The 18,783-nt window shown below is 53.6% G+C and carries 17 protein-coding genes; 13 read left to right on the top strand and 4 right to left on the bottom strand.

Annotated elements, in window-relative coordinates; genetic code table 11:
• Positions 1-389: 389 nt before the first annotated feature.
• The 6 genes from NZ653_07295 to NZ653_07270 all read left to right on the top strand — a co-directional run bounded on the left by NZ653_07295 (position 390) and on the right by NZ653_07270 (position 4,246).
• On the top strand, positions 390-773 hold the full coding sequence (locus tag NZ653_07295; protein ID MCS7286919.1) for a DUF2089 domain-containing protein: 384 nt from the start codon (positions 390-392) through the stop codon (positions 771-773).
• 88 nt (positions 774-861) lie between these two features.
• Positions 862-993 (top strand): hypothetical protein, encoded by a 132-nt coding sequence (locus NZ653_07290; GenBank protein ID MCS7286918.1) that lies wholly within the window; start codon positions 862-864, stop codon positions 991-993.
• 46 nt (positions 994-1,039) lie between these two features.
• Positions 1,040-2,026, top strand: coding sequence for a GNAT family N-acetyltransferase (locus tag NZ653_07285; protein ID MCS7286917.1), 987 nt, complete (start codon positions 1,040-1,042; stop codon positions 2,024-2,026).
• Positions 2,019-2,357 carry a hypothetical protein gene (locus tag NZ653_07280; protein MCS7286916.1) on the top strand — a complete coding sequence of 113 codons (339 nt, stop codon included), beginning with the start codon at positions 2,019-2,021 and terminating at the stop codon, positions 2,355-2,357. Before NZ653_07285 ends, NZ653_07280 begins: the two co-directional genes overlap by 8 nt.
• 12 nt (positions 2,358-2,369) lie before the next feature.
• Positions 2,370-2,732 carry a phage holin family protein gene (locus tag NZ653_07275; GenBank protein MCS7286915.1) on the top strand — a complete coding sequence of 121 codons (363 nt, stop codon included), beginning with the start codon at positions 2,370-2,372 and terminating at the stop codon, positions 2,730-2,732.
• On the top strand, positions 2,729-4,246 hold the full coding sequence (locus tag NZ653_07270) for a UDP-N-acetylmuramoyl-L-alanyl-D-glutamate--2,6-diaminopimelate ligase (GenBank protein ID MCS7286914.1): 1,518 nt from the start codon (positions 2,729-2,731) through the stop codon (positions 4,244-4,246). Before NZ653_07275 ends, NZ653_07270 begins: the two co-directional genes overlap by 4 nt.
• A 223-nt stretch (positions 4,247-4,469) precedes the next feature.
• Here NZ653_07270 and NZ653_07265 read toward each other — a convergent pair whose 3' ends face one another.
• The 4 genes from NZ653_07265 to NZ653_07250 all read right to left on the bottom strand — a co-directional run bounded on the left by NZ653_07265 (position 4,470) and on the right by NZ653_07250 (position 11,572).
• The gene (locus NZ653_07265) at positions 4,470-8,279 is read right to left on the bottom strand and encodes a right-handed parallel beta-helix repeat-containing protein (protein MCS7286913.1); all 3,810 of its coding nucleotides are present in this window, start codon (positions 8,277-8,279) and stop codon (positions 4,470-4,472) included.
• 339 nt (positions 8,280-8,618) lie between these two features.
• Positions 8,619-9,416: a sulfite exporter TauE/SafE family protein gene (locus NZ653_07260; GenBank protein ID MCS7286912.1), complete on the bottom strand. Its 798-nt coding sequence runs from the start codon at positions 9,414-9,416 to the stop codon at positions 8,619-8,621.
• Positions 9,417-9,422: 6 nt separating this feature from the next.
• The gene (gene purB, locus NZ653_07255) at positions 9,423-10,724 is read right to left on the bottom strand and encodes an adenylosuccinate lyase (GenBank protein ID MCS7286911.1); all 1,302 of its coding nucleotides are present in this window, start codon (positions 10,722-10,724) and stop codon (positions 9,423-9,425) included.
• A complete protein-coding gene (locus NZ653_07250) occupies positions 10,724-11,572 on the bottom strand; it encodes an NAD(+)/NADH kinase (GenBank protein MCS7286910.1) in 849 nt (282 codons plus the stop codon). The genes purB and NZ653_07250 overlap by 1 nt, the downstream gene beginning before the upstream one ends.
• 234 nt (positions 11,573-11,806) lie before the next feature.
• Here NZ653_07250 and NZ653_07245 point away from each other — a divergent pair, with 234 nt between their 5' ends.
• The 7 genes from NZ653_07245 to NZ653_07215 form a co-directional block, all read left to right on the top strand.
• Positions 11,807-13,234: an O-antigen ligase family protein gene (locus tag NZ653_07245; protein MCS7286909.1), complete on the top strand. Its 1,428-nt coding sequence runs from the start codon at positions 11,807-11,809 to the stop codon at positions 13,232-13,234.
• A gap of 123 nt (positions 13,235-13,357) precedes the next feature.
• Positions 13,358-13,792 (top strand): DUF523 domain-containing protein, encoded by a 435-nt coding sequence (locus tag NZ653_07240; protein ID MCS7286908.1) that lies wholly within the window; start codon positions 13,358-13,360, stop codon positions 13,790-13,792.
• Positions 13,789-14,931, top strand: a complete 1,143-nt coding sequence (locus NZ653_07235) for a M48 family metallopeptidase (GenBank protein MCS7286907.1) — start codon at positions 13,789-13,791, stop codon at positions 14,929-14,931. The genes NZ653_07240 and NZ653_07235 overlap by 4 nt, the downstream gene beginning before the upstream one ends.
• Positions 14,916-15,368 (top strand): ribose 5-phosphate isomerase B, encoded by a 453-nt coding sequence (gene rpiB, locus NZ653_07230; protein ID MCS7286906.1) that lies wholly within the window; start codon positions 14,916-14,918, stop codon positions 15,366-15,368. The genes NZ653_07235 and rpiB overlap by 16 nt, the downstream gene beginning before the upstream one ends.
• A complete protein-coding gene (locus NZ653_07225) occupies positions 15,359-16,450 on the top strand; it encodes a glycosyltransferase family 4 protein (protein MCS7286905.1) in 1,092 nt (363 codons plus the stop codon). The genes rpiB and NZ653_07225 overlap by 10 nt, the downstream gene beginning before the upstream one ends.
• A complete protein-coding gene (locus NZ653_07220; protein ID MCS7286904.1) occupies positions 16,447-17,730 on the top strand; it encodes a DUF512 domain-containing protein in 1,284 nt (427 codons plus the stop codon). The genes NZ653_07225 and NZ653_07220 overlap by 4 nt, the downstream gene beginning before the upstream one ends.
• A gap of 105 nt (positions 17,731-17,835) precedes the next feature.
• A partial coding sequence (locus tag NZ653_07215) for a PQQ-like beta-propeller repeat protein (GenBank protein MCS7286903.1) occupies positions 17,836-18,783 on the top strand: 948 nt, incomplete at its 3' end.

The raw sequence follows: 18,783 nt of genomic DNA, 5'->3' as shown, positions 1-18,783 counted from the left end.
GTGGGTGATCGCTCCCTTTTAAGGTTTCTGGGGGCACATCCCCCAGACCCCCTGCCAGGGGGCTTTGCCCCCTGGACCCCCGATTTTTCCCCGCCCTCGTGGGCATAGGGTTTGCCACGGTTCAGGGTCCCACTCATGGGCGAAGTGCTAAAGGTTGGTGATCGCTCCCTGCCAGGGAGCTCTGCCCCTGGAGCCTCAATTTACCCCGTTTCCTGAATCGTTCCCTTTTAATGGGCGTTTTTCAAGTTTTCCAGAGTCTCTATCCCTTAACCCGGGCAGGAGAATGCTCGCTTCGCCCATAAACTTTAAGTATATGCTCAATATTGTTAAAATCGCCTTGACAAAGTTGAAGCAACCGCTTATAATTCTATCAAAAGGGGAGGCCTGCTATGAGGAGGGTGATAGGGAATTGTCCGGTGTGTGGCACTCAAATGGTGGTGAAAGCGCTCCGTTGCCCGGGATGTGGAACTGTGATGGAAGGAAATTTCGACCTCGGAAGGCTCTACCGCCTTAATCCAGAACAGATTCAGTTTGTGGAGATTTTCCTCCGGTGTGAAGGGAAGCTCAACAGAGTTCAGGAAATGCTCGGGATTTCTTACCCCACCGCAAGAGCTCGCCTTCTTGAGGTGATAAAAGCCCTGGGTTACGAAGTAAAAGAGGAGGCCCAGCCCACACCAGAGGAAAGGAAAACTATATTGGAAGAGCTCGACCAGGGTAAGATAACGGTCGAAGAGGCTATAAGACGGCTCAGGGGAAGTGTGAGCCATGAGTGAGCACGTGGCGAATGTTTGTGGAACAGTTTAACTCACCGACCCAGGCCATCGCCCGTAAATTTGATTGGAAAGGCTCAAAAGAAATGCGATGGAAATCCTGAAAAGGTGTGTTATAAAAGCCCACATCCCTCTGGAAGAAGCCGGGCTCGCCTTGAAGGTGAACGCCCCTTTAGACCATCAGCCTGCAATGATAAGCTCCGATTCCTCAAGTTTTAAGTGAAGAAGGCGCAGCCCTTTTAAAAGCTCTGGAGAGATAAGGAGAAGCTTTGGGATTCATAAGGGTAATGAGGCCTGAAAAAGACCTCGCAGGATTAGCGGACCTCCTGGAGGAAGCTTTCGGGCCGGATCTGAACCAGGAGGGCCGTGAGTTTATTCATGAACTGCGATTTATCGGAAAAGCAGGGCCATTGGGTGGCCTTCTCTTTGCTCTGGATTCAGCCTTAAAGGGGGAGTTCAGGGGATTTGTCTGGGATGAAGGCGGTAAAGTGGCAGGTAACGTTTCCGTTAATCGGACGGGCTGGGACCGATGGCACATAAGCAATGTGGCAGTGGCTCCTCCCTATCGCTCCAAAGGGATAGCACGCCGTCTGATGCAGGCGGCCCTTTCTTATATATGGGACCAGGGCGGACGGTGGGTGACTCTCCAGGTTAGGGATGATAACCCCATAGCCATTTCTCTTTACAGAAGCCTGGGTTTTGAGGAGCTGGGGAAAGTGGTGGAAATGGAGCTTGAAAGCACAGCCAGGCTTCCTCTTTCCTCGGGCGAGAAAGCCTTAGCCTTTGATTTATCCCGATGGAAAGATGAATACAAATTAGCCATGGTTTCTATACCCCCAGGCCTCCTGTGGCTTGAGAGGCCCAGACCCGAAGGCTTTCAGCCCCTTTCTTTCAACCCCCTCCTCAATCGGCTGGGTTACCTGGTCCAGGGCTGGGATTTGCACCATGTTATGGTTTTGAGAGAAAACTCAATGGTGGCTACCGCTGCCCTTTGGAAAAGTTTGCTGGGCAAAAGGCATAAGCTTCAGTTCCTGATCCACCCCCAGGCCCGGGGTGAAGTGGAAGAGGCCCTGGCGGAAGGAATCCTCAAGCCTCTAACGAAACCCTTCAGAGGCATAGCTTACACCAAAATCCCCGCTGAATACCAGGAACTTGTCCAGGTCCTGGAAAGGGCCGGGTTTAAAACGACCAGGGTGTTACTCCAAATGCGGCTGGACCTGGAATATGCTAACAAGGAGGTGCTGAGCTATGGATGAAGAAAGGATGAAAATTCTCAAAATGCTGGAGGAAGGAAAAATAACAGCCGAAGAAGCCGCAAGGCTCCTGGAAGCTCTTGAGGCTTCCCGTCGGCGCGAACCCCCTCCAGAGCGCTGGTTCCGCATAAGGGTTACCGATCTGCGAACGGGCAAACAAAGGGTGAACGTCAACATTCCTCTACACCTTGTAAACCTCGGCTTCAGCATTGGCTCTCGTTTCTCACCCCGGTGGGAAGAGATATGGGAAAAAATAAGGGCCGGGATGCAGGGTAAAATTGTGGATGTGGAGGACGAAGAGGAGGGGGAAAGGGTGGAAATTTACATCGATTAAACGGAGGAAAAAATGCGCCGCTTTCTTATTAGATGGTTCATAAACACTGTGGCCCTGTGGGCAGCTGTGCAGCTTGTCCCCGGGATTGAATACCGCGGAAACTGGCAAGGGCTGGCGCTTCTGGCTTTAATCTTTGGGATTGTCAATGCCCTGATAGGACCTATCTTGAGGTTCTTAACTTGCCCCCTCATAGTTTTAACCCTGGGCCTCTTTACCTTAATCCTCAACGCTGTAATGCTAGCCCTAACCGCCTGGATAGGGCAGCAACTGGGCTTCCCCTTCTACATTCACGGGCTTATCCCAGCCCTGTGGGGTGCTATAGTAATCAGCGTGGTTAGCTTAATCCTCAACATTTTCCTCGGGGAAAGAAGATGAAGCTCAAAGTTTTAGTGGAAGAATTGCAGAACGCTGGCCTCCTTATCCAGGCCACAGGCTCCACCGACACGGAAATATCGGGTATAACCCACGATTCCCGCATGGTTAAAGGCGGAGAAATGTTTGTAGCGATATCCGGCCTCAACCTGAACGGCCATCAATTTATCCCCGAAGCTTTGGAAAAAGGTGCCAGAGCAGTAGCGGGGGAAAGAGAAGTCTACGACCTTCCTGTCCCCTATCTTCAGGTTAAAGATTCCCGCTACGCTTTGGCTCTCCTTTCAGCAGCTTTTTATGGCCACCCTGGACGTAAACTCAGGGTTATCGGGGTGACCGGAACCGATGGCAAGACCACCACCGTTAATCTGATTCACTCTATTCTGGAAGCGGCAGGCTACAAAGCAGGGATGATCAGCACAATAAACGCCCGCATAGGCGATAGCGTTTATGATACAGGCCTGCACACCACAACCCCGGAAGCACCCGATGTCCAGTTCTACCTTGCGGAAATGGTGAAGTTCGGAGCCCAATACGCTGTCCTGGAAGTTACATCCCACGGCCTCCACCAGCACCGGGTGACCGGGTGCGAATTTGATGTAGCTGTAATCACTAACATAACCCATGAACATCTGGATTACCACCAGACTTTCGAAGCCTATCGTGAGGCCAAAGCCCTCCTTTTTCGGAGCCTGTCTACTTCTTTCCGGAAGCCCCAGGTCCCCAAAGTGTCAGTGATAAACGTTGATGATCCCTCTGCTCCCTATTTCCTGGCCATCCCCGCTGATTCCCAGTTAACTTATGGCCTTGGTCCTTCAGCAGAAGTGAGGGCCAAGGATATTAACACGCACCCCGCCGGGCTCAAATTCACACTGGTATCTCCCCAGGGGGAATTTGAAATTGAAAGCCAACTGGTGGGGTTTTTCAATGTTTACAACATCTTAGCCGCTACCGCTGTAGCTCTCTCCCAGGGCATACCCTATGAAGCCATAGAGGCAGGGGTTAAAAAGGTTGAAAGGGTTAAAGGGAGGATGGAGAAAGTCGATCTGGGCCAGGATTTCATGGTGATTGTGGACTTTGCCCATACCCCCCGGGCCCTGGAAGAAGTCCTGAAGACCTGCCGTCCCTGGACGAAAGGGAGGCTGATTGTGGTTTTCGGCTGTCCTGGGCTGAGGGACCAGGCCAAGCGACCCATGATGGGAGAAATAGCCGGTCGCCTGGCCGATCTGGCAGTCCTTACAGCAGATGACCCCAGGACGGAAGACGTGAACGAGATTATCAGGCAAATTGCTGAAGGATGCCGTCTGGCAGGCCGCCGCGAAGGCGAAGGGTATGTAATCATCCCTGACCGCGCAGAAGCTATTGAGTGGGCCATAGCCCGTGCCCAGCCGGGTGATCTCATTCTCTTTACCGGCAAAGGCCACGAGCAGTCCATGTCCATAGGGACTGTGGAATATCCCTGGGATGAAGTTGAAATTGTAAAAACTGCTCTTAAGCGCCGTCTCGGGATTAGTTATTAATTCAGGGGTTTTTAATTGCAATAGCCACAGATTGCCCGGATTTTGTGACCACTGCAAGGGGGCGAAGCGCCCAAAGAACCCCTACCGAGGCACAATCTCTAAGAGGCTTCTACGAGTTACTTCGCCCCCTTCGTGGTCTCCCAGATCGCTTTTCACCGTTCGTCTGAGGGATCTGCGAGCGTTTCCTTTCGTCCCTTAAAGACCTAGGCTCTGGCGTCCGCTGCTATTTTGTAATCCACTTGCATCTTCCGCCCTCAAACACGCATATCTTCAGGAAGAACTCCCCGAAAGTCAGCCTGCCCTGCCCGATGGAGAAGTTCTGGAAACAGGCGGGTTCGCCATCCTGTATAACCGTCAATTCGTCTTTCCCCCTGAGAGTTACGTAAACCAGGGAGCGATTTTGATCAAAGGCAATACCCTCCCTGGGGTCAGAGCCAGAGCCCATGTCCAGGGCATAGGGCCGGGCGAAGTATTCAGGCCAGCCCTTGGGTAACATAAGCACCTTGTCAAAGGGGCCGTCGGTTCCGGTAGTGGTTACGTAGATGTGGCCAGAGGTGCCGATGTAAGGGTTGACCGCAATCTGGCGCAAAGGAGCAGGAGTGCCATCCCGCTCCCTCCTCACCTCTGCCCAGCCCAGGAACTTGTCCTCGTTGCCATCTACTGCCACGATGCGGTAGGTGTCAATGGTGACCACGTAAACCAGGTTGCGGACTGGATCCACTGCAATGCCGTAGGGACCAGCGCTGTATATGTCCACGTCCTTCACCCTCATGTCAGGGTAAATGACAGCAATGTGTCCAGCTCCGTGAAGGGCTACATAGGCCTTATGGGTAACCGGGTTTACAGCAATCATCGCCGGCTCATCCCCTACAGCCACAGTTCTGGTGACAATATCCAGACTGCCGTCTATGATGGAAACGGTATCACTACCGTAGTTGGCTACATAGATACGGTTGAGGACGGGGTCAACAGCAACACCATTGGGGGAATCGCCTACAGGGATGGTCTTTATTAGCCTGCGGGTGGAAGCGTCAAACACCGATACGCTATCGCTTCCGCTGTTAGCCACGTAAATGTGGTTGTTGGCGGGGTTGTAGGCCACACCGTTGGGATGGTTCAGACCATGGACAGTGGTTATAACACTGTAGGTGGTCTCGCTGAAAACAGTCATGGTGCCAGCCTGGTTGTTGACCACATAGATTTCGCCCGCATTTTTGTTTATGGCTACCCCGTGCGGGGCATCGCCCGTGAAACGAGCGGCCATGATGTAAGGGTAGCATCCGTAAGGGGGAGGTGGTGTGGGAGTGGGGCATGGTGTAGGGGTGGGAGGAGGAGCAGCGATGGAGCACGCCTCCACCGAAACATCATCCAGATACATGGCTGCCCTGCCCAGGCCATCGCCGTCGTTGAAGACGTTGAAATAGAGGTAAACGCTCTGCCCGGCGTAATCCGTAAGACTGAAAGTGCGGCGCTTCCAAGCTGGATCGTTTTCGTTGCCCTCCCAAAGGACTTTCAGCAGACCACCGTCTTTGTTCAGGAGAAGCGCCTGTTGCTTATCGCCCAGGTCACCCTGAGAGATGGGGTAATACCAGTATGTGAGGGTAATGGTAGTGTTTGCCGGCAGAGTTATGAGCTGGCGGATTGAAGAGTAGGCGTGGACATCAGTTTCAGTGGGAAGCACCCCCAGGAGGATAGAATAACTTCCAGAGCGCACGTTGCTTGTGACATATCTGGCAGGGCGTGGAGTTGCTCCAATGATCCAGCCCGCCTGGGTTTCAAAACCACCATTAACCACCAATTCCTGACATACTGGAACCGCTAGACCTTTGAGGATGAGGGGCAGATAGACGAAATACCGCCTTCCGGTAAAGTTGACCAGGGCTGTATCGCAGGCTCGCTCGGCGCAGGCAAGAAGGCTGGCTGTTCCCGACACGGCAGAAGTAAGGGTTGTGGTAGCACAGCCGCCGGAAGTCAGGTAAGCGTTATTGCGGCCGACCCCGTAAGCTCTGAAAGCATCTACTGTGACCTGATAACCGGAAGAGGAGGGGTTCTTCTGCCCGGTCACCATTACTTCCAAATTGTGCATTTTCCAAGGCAATCCTGTGGCCACTGTTATTTCCTGCTGGTAAAGGGTAATGGGGTTGTAGGTATCTACTGAGGCATAAAGGTAACCGTCAAGGTAGACGTGAGCGATGCCCCCATCGGGCTGCTTCTGGAAAAGTATGGAGAAAGCGGTACCCGTGTAGGTCCAGGTAAGTTTGCTGTCGGCAATATTGGAGCGAACTCCTCCCCCACCGCTGGCCGAGGGGTCGGAATAAGCGAGCCAAGTTCCCGTTTTGGTCACTACTCCGGTTTCAGCTTCTACTGGCATAACTCCTGCGGGTATGGGGGTTGAACTTAACCCTCCGGGGAAGGAGCCAAGGGTAGTGGTGAAGACCACCACTGTTCCATCGGGAGCTGGTCTGCCTGAAGGATCCCTCACGCATGCCACCAGAGTGGAAGGCGTTGTCCCATCGGCTGGGACAGTGCTGGGGTAAGCGGTTAAGTCCAGAGTGTAAGCTGCCATGGGGACAAAGCTTACCCAGTCGTAGAGGATCATGGTCATGGGAGCTGTGGCGGTGATGTAGGATACACCGGGGAGAAGGGGAGCCTGGAGGTAGGCCAGGCCCAATCCGGCAGTAGTGGTCACTTCAAAGGTGGATAGATTGCCCAGGCTGGCTGCCAGGTAAACCGGAAAGCCATCGGGGGCGTGGTGCCCCATTCCATCTACCAGAGCTATCTGCAAGGCAGCTTTGGAAAGCCCATCGGCGGGGAGAAAACGGGGAGTAGCAGTGAAGGCAAAGGTAACCCAGGGTGTATAATTGGCTGTGCCGGTGATTTCCACACCCCACTGAGGCGAATTGGTGCCCCACCAGTTTCCCACCGCATTCGGCGCAAGCGAGCCAACGTCGGCCCATTCAAAACCGCCGTTCCCATAAAAGGCGTTGTTGTAGGCCAGAATAGCCGATGAACCAAGGAGACGGAGGCCCTCGCGGCTGTTCAGGTAGATGAAGTTATTGCTGATCGTAACCCCGGTAGTGTTTGAAATGTAAAGGCCTGCTTCAGCTCCATTGTGATGGATGCGGTTAGCCTGAAGAGTGATATTCTGGCTTCCTTCAATGGCGACGCCGCCTCTTACAGGTCGGGTAACTAACTGCTGAACGGAAATACCAGCTATACTGGCACCGGTAACGGAGCTTCTATAAGCCGAATAGCGGACTTCATTTCCAGCGAGGGTGGCATTTCCCTGCATGGAGAGGTAAAGGCCTTCGCCCCCGCAGTTGTTTATGAGGTTGTTGATAATGCGGTTGCCCGAAGCAATGGCGGCTTCGCCCTTAAGAGCAATCCCTATTCCATCGGAGCCATCTATAATGTTGTCTGAGAGGTAGTTGTTGAAGGATTTGATGAGGTAAAAGCCGTGTTCAACGTTCTGGACAACGCAGTGACGGATGGAACTGTTATCAACGGTGCCGAAGACAGCAGCTCCTTCCGAGCCAGGGTCAGCGTAATCGCCGATATTGCGGAAGGTGACCCCAACCACGGTGTTGTCTCTGGAGCCGGGTTCGAAGAGAAGCCCGTAATGGGCCCACTCAATCAGGACATTTTCCAAGCGGTTATGGCTGCTGAACCAGCGGATTCCACTCCAGGCTTTACGGACTGGATTAGCGAGAGCAGTAGTGAAGGTTATGGGTTCGGTCCTGGTGCCCACCGCTATCAGCCTGGAGCCAGGCATAACTTCTAGTCCTTGGCCAGATTGAAATTTTACCTCCACGCCTGCTTCTATGGTAAGTACAGCCGAGTTCTCCACTTTAACCGTTGAAATTACTATGTATGGGCTATTGGCCCTGAGCCACACCGTATCGGTCGTGATGGAACCGTAAACATAAGTTGGCCCCCCTGCTGCTGTGGGAGCTGATAGGGCAAGCCAGAGGATAGAAAGGCCAAGAACAGCGCCAGAAATCGCTAAGAGCCAAAGCGTGAACTTTCTCTTCATGAATTGCCTCCTCCCTTCTTTTCCCGGAGGTCATTGCGGGCCCCTCGGGGCCAAGGCAATCCCCGAAAGCCATCGGGAGATTGCGCCATCGCAATGGCCTCTACGGTAGAAACCGTTAGCTATCAACGCTCTACCCACTTGTCTTCTGGCATTAAAGGTGACTGCCCGCCTGTGGCTCAGGAAAGCCTTCTCCGCACCGTGTGAGTGCCCGAATACGAGCATCGGGAAACGCAAGGGACCACCACTGATAAACTCAGCTTGACGAAGCAAGGGTTTTACAGGCAGCCTTCACAAAGTATAACGCTTCTGCCACAAAAGCCCAAACTTCAAAAAGTAGGTTTAAACGGCAAGATGTGCCCTTTTGCGCCGAAGCAGATTGAGCGCTGAAGTGAAAAGGATCATCCCAAGCAAGACGTGGAGAAACCCGCTGGACACAAACCGCAGAAGATAGCTTCCAGCCAGAGCCCCGAGAATTGAACCGGCGGCCATGAAGGCGATGAACCCATGGTGAGCGTAAATCTCGCCCAATTTACGCTGGCGATGATACCTCATGAGCCCCATAATAATGGTGGGTATGCTTATAGCCAGACTAAGGGAGCCTGCAAGTTTTATGTCAACCGAAAACACGATCATGACCGTGGGGATAATTATTTCGCCCCCTGCAACACCCAGCATACTGCTGAATATTCCGATCACGATCCCGGCGGTGAAGCCCAGCAAAATCCGCAGGCTTAGGGGTAACTGAAGGCCGGGTAAACTGGCGATGAAGGCATGGCTGATCAGCAAGAAGCTCAGCACCAGCAGAAAAGCCACCACGACACGGGTTAGAATTTGCTCGTTAAGTTTAGTAGCGAAATTGACACCGATGTATGCGCCAAGGAGAGACCCGGTCAGGACATTGAGGATGATGTAAAAGTTGGCCGATATATGGCTGAACCTGGTGAAACTGGCCCGAAATATGAAGGAAAAAACCACCGTTACCAGGCTTATGGCCAGGTTAATGACGATCGCCTGCAGAGTGCGATACTTGAATATGCCCACCAGAACGGGCAAGCGGAACTCCGCCCCACCCAGGCCGATCAATCCGCCGAGAACGGCTATCACCCCTCCCCAGAGAAAAGCCAGAAAATTCTGCATGGTTGGTTAAATCTCTTTGCATTCCGCCAGTCTCTGGAAAATCACATCGCAGTGGCGGGTATATCGTCTGAGGTCCAGGAAGGAATCAATTTCCTCAGGGGTGAAAGGGTTCGGAGAAAGGGAGGCTTTGAGCAAATCGCCGAAGTTTTTCCTCTCTTCCCAGGCTTTCATAGCTAACTTCTGAACCAGCTCGTGGGCCTCTTCCCTTTTCATGCCTCTGTCCACCAGAGCCATCATGACTGCTTCGGAGGCGTAAAGGCCGAGGCTCCGGGATAGATTCTCCTTCATCTTTTCCCGGTTAACCCTGAGGTTACGGACAAGCCAGGCGAAACGGGTCAGGAGGTAATCCAGCAGGCAAAAAGCTTCGGGGAAAATGAACCTTTCCACCACTGAATGGCTCATATCCCTTTCAAGCCAGAGGGGCATATTTTCCAGAGCTGAAATGAGGTGTCCCCTGAGAAGGCGGGCTATTCCGCAGAGCCTCTCAGCGAGGATTGGATTGCGCTTATGAGGCATCGCCGAAGAGCCTTTCTGTCCGGGAAGGAAAGGCTCTTCCAGCTCCCCTACCTCCGTTCTCTGGAGGTGACGGATGTCCTGGGCAAATTTTTCCACTGAGGAAGCCGTCGCGGCCATGGCCCAGATACATTCAGCGTGGCGATCCCTGCTTATGACCTGACTTGAGGCGGGGTCGGGCTTAAGGCCCAGCTTTCGGCACGCTATCTCCTCAACCCTTGGATCTAGGGATGCATAGGTTCCCACTGCGCCGGAGAATTTCCCAACCGATATGGCCTCCCGGGCAGCTTTAAGCCTTTCCCGATGGCGGAACATTTCAAAGGTCCAGCGGGCAAAAACCACCCCAAGGGTTATGGGCTCCGCAAAAATCCCGTGCGTCCTGCCCATCATCAGGGTATCTCTGTGGCGGAAAGCCTGGGCTTTGAGTTCAGAGATGACTTCGTCCACATCCGATAAAATTAAATCCATGGCCTCTTTTAACTGCAAAGCTAAAGCGCTATCTTTTACATCGGAAGAAGTAAGCCCGTAGTGGAGGAAACGGGCTTCATCTCCCACGTAGCTGGAGACATTTTCCAGAAAAGCCAGCATATCGTGGTGGGTCCGGGCTTCAATTCTGGCGATCTCTTCGGGGTCAAAGTGGGCGCGGCTCCTTATCTTTTCAACGGCTTCAAAGGGGATAATACCCAGCTCGGCCCAGGCCTCGCACACGGCTATCTCCACCTCAAGCCATTTGCGATACTGGTTTTCCAGGCTCCAGATCTTGAGCATCTGAGGCCGTGCATAGCGCTCCAGCATCAATAGCTCTCCCTCAATCTTTCCAGAAGGGTCTGGTAAAAGTAGGAGCGTTCCCTCACCCTTGCGAAGTAAGCCAAATAAGGGCTGGCCTGAACTTTAACCTCGTCCCCATCCCGCAGGTTTACTTCCAGTTGTCCGTCCACCGTGAGGATTGCCTGATGGTCTGTGGAAACTATAATCCGAACCCAAGAACCTTCTGAAAGAACTACTGCTTTGTCCAGGCACAGGTGAGGTGCTATCGGGATGAGGAGAATGTTGTGCAGTTCAGGAGGAAGGATAGGGCCTCCGGCAGCCAGGGCATAAGCCGTGGAACCCGTGGGGGTGGAGACTATAAGGCCATCAGCGTGATAAGTGGTGAAATAATAACCGTCGATATAGGTGGATAGATGCACGATGCGGGCCAGAGTTCCCCGGCTCACCACCACATCATTGAGAGCGTGATAGGAAGCTTTCACTTTTCCTCCTCGCAGGAAGGAAGCCATAAGCATCATCCTCTCCTCAGTCCAGTAATTGCCTGCCAGCACTGAGGAAAGGACCTCCTGCCAGTTCTGGGGGGTCATTTCTGCCAAGAATCCGAGCCTCCCCAGGTTTAACCCCAGGATCAAAACATTGTGGCCGACGGAAACCCTGGCAGCTCTCAAAATGGTCCCGTCGCCTCCGAGAGTGATGAGCATGGAGGTTCCCTCAAGCCTTATTTTTATCCCTGGCTCATCCCACGCAGAGCAGACCCAGGATTCAATGCCTCTTTCCTGAAGGAAAGCTCTTATTTCCTCCGCCATCTCCGGGGAAGCCGGAATACGGGGGTGGTAGAGTATGCCTACTGATTTAAAGCAAGGCTTTTCCATCATTCTACCGGGTAAGGCGGGTGACTTTGTGAAAATTTTACCACAATCGGGCCTGAAGACAAAGCAAAGGACCCGCCATCGTAGAACCACCCTTTTAAGCGAGCCCCACGCTCCTCATGGGCAGGATGCGGTTATCCCCCTCCGGCTTTCCCGGATGGAAGCCTCGCTTCCCTTTTCCAATCTTCGAAATTTTGCCGCGTTAGACTATCAGTGGTATACTTCCATCAGAGGTGAACCATGGAAAGGTTGCAGAGAATCCTTTTGCGTTCTCAAAACCCAAAGGCCGCATGGGCTCTGGCGGGCCTTTTCCTTCTTGTCTCCCTCTGTGGGGGCGCTTATATTTCTTTCCTTTCGCCCCTGATTGCCTGGGGTTTGACCATAGCCATTGTTGGTTCTATCCTTACTCTGAAAGACATACGCTGGGGCTTCTTCGGGCTTGTAGCCATCATTTACCTTTTACCCTTCGGGGTTTTGCCCTTGAGGCTTGGTTTTTATCCCACTTTCCTGGACGCAGCTCTCCTTCTGGTCTTCGGTGCTTGGATTGCGGGAGCTGCTCTGAGGAAAAACCCGATTGAAGGTTCACCCATTGGCCCTTTTGTGATCGTTTTCATCCTCCTGGCATGCGCTTCCTTTGTGGCGGGCCTCGCCCATGCCGACCTTACAGCTACAGTTTTGAGGCGTTTCGTAGAAATACTCCTGGCCATAGCCCTGGTCTTTGTGGTGGTAAATTCATTGAAAGATAGGGTGAAGCTGAAGCAGGTGGTGGGGGCCATAGGGGCTTTTGCCCTGGCCGAGGCTATCATTGCCATCGTTCTCTACTTCCTTCCCAGCTATACGGCCGTCCGTCTCCTTTCGGCTCTGGGCCGGGTTGGATACCCAACAGGGTGGAGCGTGCTGCGCTATGTGGAAAACAATCCAGAATTACCCCTGCGGGCTGTGGGCACCTCAATTGACCCCAACGTCCTGGGCGGCTCAATTATGATAGCCATCGCACTTTTTACTCCCCAGCTTTTCGCTCGCAAGCCTTTACTGCCCCGATACTTAATCCTGCCTTCGCTGGGTATTCTCTGGTTCTGCCTTTACCTTACTTATTCCCGGAGCGCCCTTTTGGGCCTAGTGGCTGCTCTCATGATTACAGGCATCATCCGATACAGGGCCATCTTCGCGTTAGTGGCCCTGGCAGCTATCTTCCTGTTGTTCCTGCCCCAGGCCCAACCCTACCTTGAGAGGCTCCAAGCTGGCCTGGCAGGGAAAGACCTGGCCACCAGGATGCGTTTCGGCGAATACAAGGATGCCCTGATTCTAATATCCCGCTACCCTTGGTTCGGGGTCGGGTTCTCGGGAACCCCTGACATTGATATTTACATCGGTGTTTCCAGCCTCTACCTCCTCATGGCCGAATACATGGGCATACCTGGAGTTCTGGTTTTCCTGTCTATTGTGGGCAGGTTTTTCTCCCTTTTCCTGGAAAGATGGAAAGCCATAGCTTCAGACCCGGAAATGGAGCCCATCCTGATGGGGCTTGTGGGGGCTATAGGTGGAGCCCTTGTGGGGGGAATCTTTGACCATTACTTTTTCAACCTGGATTTCCCCCACTCTGTGAGCCTTTTCTGGCTCCTTATGGGCCTGGCAGTGGCAGTTCTGCAACTGAAACCAGCGGATTGAGTATTCCCGATCGGAAAGACCTTTGCGATGGTGCAATCTCCAGATGGCCTCTGGGGTATTGCATCGCACCCTTTAGAGAGTGTGACAATTCCCGGAAAAGGTAACAGAAAGATGGGAGCTGGGATTATAATGGTTAGCGCATGCCTTGCGGGCATCCCATGCCGTTACGATGGGAGTAGCTCACCGGACCCTGAAATTCAGAGGATGATAGCAGAGGGGCTTGCTGTTCCCATATGCCCCGAAGTAGCTGGAGGGCTACCGGTCCCCAGGGCCCCTGCAGAGATCCAGGGTGGGGACGGTCGAGACGTCCTGGAAGGGAAGGCAAGAGTCATAAATCGCGATGGAATTGACGTCACCGAAGCTTTCCTCAGGGGAGCTTTTAAAGCTCTGGCTCTGGCTCAGAAGCTTGGGGTAATAAAAGCTATCCTGAAGGCTCGCAGCCCTTCCTGTGGCGTTAGATTTATCCACGATGGCTCTTTCACAGGGGCTTTGAGGGAGGGGATGGGAATAACAGCGGCCCTCCTGTGGAAGGAAGGCATAGAACTGGAGGAGCGATGAATTTGGAATTCGATCCCGAGCGCCAGCAGAAAGCCAAGGAATACGCCAGGAAGCGTTACCTCCTCTTTGCCCTGGATTTAGCCCAAGGGGCTTTAATTCTGGCCCTCTTTCTCTTTGGAGGCCTATCCACCTGGCTCAAAGAAGTCCTGGAAAGTTTTGCTCCGAGGAGGGAGGTGCTTATAGCCCTTTATTTCCTTGCCTTTTATGCCTTTTACTGGCTAGCGGGCCTTCCACTGGCCTGGTATGGAGGGTTTGTCCTCCAGCACCGCTATGGCCTTTCCACTCAATCTCTGAAAAGTTGGTTTTCGGACCAGCTCAAAGCCAGTGCTCTGGCGGTAGTCCTTGGCGTCATCGCTACTGAACTCCTCTATTTACTCCTGGCTAAATCTCCTGACCTCTGGTGGCTCTGGGCGTGGGTGGCCTTCACTTTCTTTTCCGTGATCTTGACCAACCTTTTTCCAGTGCTGATCCTCCCCCTTTTCATCCCCTTCCGCCCTTTAGAAGATGAGGATCTTAAATCCAGGCTGATGCGCTTGGCGGAGAGGGCGGGCACGAAGGTTAGGGGCATCTTTACTTTAGAGCTTTCGGCCAAAACCACGGCCGGGAATGCAGCTCTGGTGGGTTGGGGAAATACTCGCCGTATCCTCCTGGGCGATACTTTGCTTAAGGATTACTCTCCCGATGAAATTGAGACCATTTTAGCCCATGAGCTCGCCCACCACATTCACCGCGATATAGCCTGGGGGATTGCTTTTCAGTCTTTCCTTAATCTCTTCATCTTCTGGGCTACGGGCCAGATTTTCCCGACCCTCGTCCGGCTTATGGGCTATGAAGGGGTAGAAGACCTGGCTGCTTTCCCACTCCTGGCCGGGACCATGGGGGTCCTGCTTTTCCTATCCACCCCCATCACCGCCGCTTACTCCCGCTGGAGGGAATCCCTGGCCGATGATTACTCCCTCAAGGCCACGCAGAATCCTGAAGCCTTCGCCTCGGCAATGGTAAAACTGGCAGACCAGAACCTGGCCGAGGCCTTCCCCCCTCGCTGGGCTGAAATTCTTTTCTACTCCCATCCCCCTATCGGTAAAAGAGTCCTCAAAGCTAAAAAGTGGACAAAGGAGGAAAATTGCGCATCGCGGTAGGCTCGGACCATGCTGGATTCAACCTCAAGCAGGAGGTGATAGAGCTCCTCAGGGAGCTCGGCCACCAGGTTTACGATGCTGGCACCTACTCCGCTGAGCCTTCCGATTACCCTGATTTCGCTGCTATCGTGGGCCGCGCAGTAGCCGAAGGCAGAGCTGATGCTGGAATTTTGATCTGCGGGACAGGTGTGGGGATGAGCATAGCGGCCAATAAAATAAAAGGGGTAAGAGCTGCCGCTTGCTACGATATTTTTACCGCCCGCATGGCCCGGGAACACAACGATGCCAATATCCTCTGCCTGGGAGCCTGGGTGGTGGGGAAAGGAGTTGCCTTTGAGATAGTCAAAACCTTCCTCAACGCGAAATTTTCCGAAGTAGATAGACATTACCGCCGCATCGCCAAGATAAAAGCCCTGGAGGAAGAGCAGTGCTCATAGGGATAGACGCCAGCAGGGCTGTTTCCTCTTCTCCCACAGGGACGGAAAATTACTCCCGTTTTCTCATAAAATATTTAGCAAAACTTCGCCGCAACACCCTGCGCCTCTACTTCAACTCTCCTCCCCCTCAGGAGTTTTACATTGAGCTTCTGGGGTTCTCCAGCTTGGAGTTCCGGGTCATCCCATTCCCTCGCCTCTGGACCCACTTCCGCCTTTCCCTGGAAATGGCCCTTTACCCGCCCGACGTCCTTTTCGTTCCTGCCCACGTTATCCCCCTGATCCATCCCAAAACCACCGTGGTCACCATCCACGACCTCGGCTTCAAATATTTCCCCAAAGCTCACCCTTTCCTCCAGAGGCTTTACCTTGACCTTTCAACCCGCTACAATGCTCTGGTGGCTTCAGTGGTAATTGCCGACTCCAAAGCCACGTGCGGAGATCTGGTGAAATTTTACCGTGTGCCTATAGGCAAAATACGCGTGGTTTATCCGGGACTTGACCCCGCTGTGAAACCGGTCATGGATAGGAGGCGAGTAGAGAAAGTTAAGAGCCGCTACGGTATTGAAGGGGATTATTTCCTCTACGTAGGCACAATCCAGCCCCGAAAGAACCTTAAGCGCCTGGTGGAAGCTTTCGCCCTTTTCCGTCAGGAGACTTCAGCCCCTGTGAAGCTGGTAATGGCGGGCAAGCCGGGATGGCTCTACCAGGAGGCAATTCCCGCCCCCCGGGAAGACCTCATCTTGACCGGGTATGTCCCCAGGGACGACCTTATGGCTTTAATGAGCGGGGCCAAACTGTTCGTCTTCCCTTCCCTTTACGAGGGGTTCGGTTTCCCGGTATTAGAGGCGATGGCTTGTGGGGTCCCGGTTATGTGCTCCAAAACTTCCTCCCTGCCCGAGCTGGCCGAAGGTATAGGTTTTCTGGTGGATCCATTAGACGTTGAAGAAATGGCCCGGGTTATGGTAAAAGTCTGGAGGGAGGGGGTGCCGGAAGAAACAATCTTAAAAGGCAGGGAAAGGGCTGCCAGCTTTTCTTGGGAAAAATGCGCTCAGGCTGTTATGCAGATTCTGGAGGGGGTGTGAAGGCGAGAGGTGGGTTAATAAAGGTGGTAGAACCTGGGGGGCTGGCCCACAGGCTTGGCCTTAAACCTGGAGATCGCCTTTTAAAAGTTAACGGACACCCTTTAAGGGACGTTATTGACTTCAATTTTTACACCGCAGAAGAAGAACTGGAGATAGTCGGAGAAAGGGAAGGAGAGCCCTTTGTCATCCGGACGGTTAGGGAGTATGGAGAGGAGTGGGGTCTGGAGTTTGAGGAACCGGTCTTTGATGGGATAAGGAGATGCCCGAACCAGTGCGATTTCTGTTTCATCCACCAGCTTCCCCGGGGGCTCCGGCCAAGCCTCTACGTAAAAGATGACGATTACCGCTATTCATTTCTCTTCGGCAATTACATAACCCTTACAAACCTGACGGAGGAAGATTGGGAACGCCTGGCTGAGCAGCGCCTTAGCCCTCTTTATGTTTCCGTCCACAGCACCGATCTAACTTTACGGCGAGAGCTTCTGAACAATCCTTCTGCCCCAGATGTCCTGGAACAAATCCGACGCCTTGGCGAGCTCGGGATCCTTGTGCACGCTCAAGTTGTGCTTATCCCCGGAAGGAACGATGGCCCGCACCTTGAGCGCACTATTGATGAGCTTTCGGCTCTTCATCCCACTGTCCAGTCCATTGCTGTGGTGCCAGTGGGGGTGACTAAGTTCTGCCCTCCGGGGCTCCGACCGTATACCCGCCCTGAGGCTGAAGAAGTTGTGGCTCTGGTGCTAAGTCGCCAGAAACGTTTCCGCCGCTCCTTGAAAAAGGGCCTGGTTTATTTATCCGATGAGTGGTATTTCATGACGGATCTCCCTATCCCGCCCGCTGTGGAATACGATGGTTTCCCTCAATTGGAGAACGGAGTAGGCCTTTCCAGGCTTTTCCTGGATAACTGGGAGAAGCACAGGAGCTCGCTTCCTGCTTTGGGTTTCAAGGGAATGGCGGCGTGCGGAACAATGCCCTTCCCGCTTGTGAAAAAGATTGCCGAGGAATTCAATAGCCTTACTGGCTCGCAAATGGAAGTGGTGGCCATTGAGAATCGCCTTTTCGGCCCGACTGTTACCGTTTCTGGCCTCTTGGCTGGAAAGGACTTAATAGAAGCTTTGCGTGAAAGGTTTGAGGGCGGTTCGGTGGTAATCCCGAAGGTTATGCTGGATGCCAGGGAGCAGCTGACTCTGGATAACCTGAATCTGGAAGACCTGAGCAAAGGGATTGGAGCCAGGGTTCTGGCCATCTCGCACTTTTACGAACTGGCCTTTTTAAAGTGAATGCGCCCTATGGATAAAGCTCGCTAAACCTGCACGAGGAATTGCACTGACGAGTTTGTTACCTATGACGTGTGACCTCCTTCTGGTGTCCTGGAAAAGAAGGAGATGAGGAAGCCGATTCTGACCCTGAGGTTTGGAGGTCCCTCAAGCTTTCGGGGAGGAAGCGTTGCTCTTCGCTGGCTATTCGGGCTGGCAAGCAGCCTCCTGCTGGGTTTCAGCGTCCTCAGAGCGCCTCCTGAAGCCCCACCACGACCGGCGCCAGGGGATTGGCCACAATTAGGGCGCGACGCCCAGCGCACCAATTATAGCCCTCAGCAGGTGGATCCACCGTATTGCTACACCTGGAAGTGGTACGAGGCACCTTTTGCTTCGCGCGCTCAGCCGGTTGTTGCCTCTGGACGGCTCTTCATTGGAAGCATGGATGGTGTGATGTATGCCCGCGACGCTTCTACCGGCGCCCCTCTGTGGAGTTACGCCGTTAACAGCCCTATCCGTCATTCGGCCGGAGTTATGAGCGATACGGTGGTCTTCAGCACTCAGGAAGGTTATACCTACGCTCTGGATGCTGCCACCGGCTCCCTGCGCTGGCAAGTCTATACCGGCCCCAGTTCAACAGCTCCGCTGATGGATGAAAGCCGCGGCTGGGTGTACGTTGCTTCAGAGAACGGCAAATTGACCGCACTGCGCCTGACGGACGGCGCTCGCCAGTGGGAACGGGACCTCGGCGCGCCAATCTTGACCTCTCCCGCTCTCAGTGTGGATAAGCAGACGGTCTTTGTGGGTACCGAAGCCATCCAGGCCGTCGCGCTGGACGCAACTACCGGCACCATCCGCTGGGTCACCAAACTCCAAGGCCAGAGCCTTGCTGACCGCTATCCAGTGGTTGTCTCGGACACTGTGGTCTTTCGTTCGCAACCGATTTATTCGTTTCACCTCCTGCTCCATGAGGGAGACGATGTCATGGACCGGGCTGGGCCTCTTAACCCAGACTGGGCAACTGATTGGGCCAACGTTAAACCACATATTCTCAATTACTTAACCGCCCAACCGTCC

Source organism: Anaerolineae bacterium (assembly GCA_025062375.1).
Classification (GTDB): Bacteria; Chloroflexota; Anaerolineae; order SpSt-600; family SpSt-600; genus SpSt-600.
Note: the sequence above shows the minus strand (reverse complement) of the source record. Positions and strands in the feature narration are given on the sequence as shown.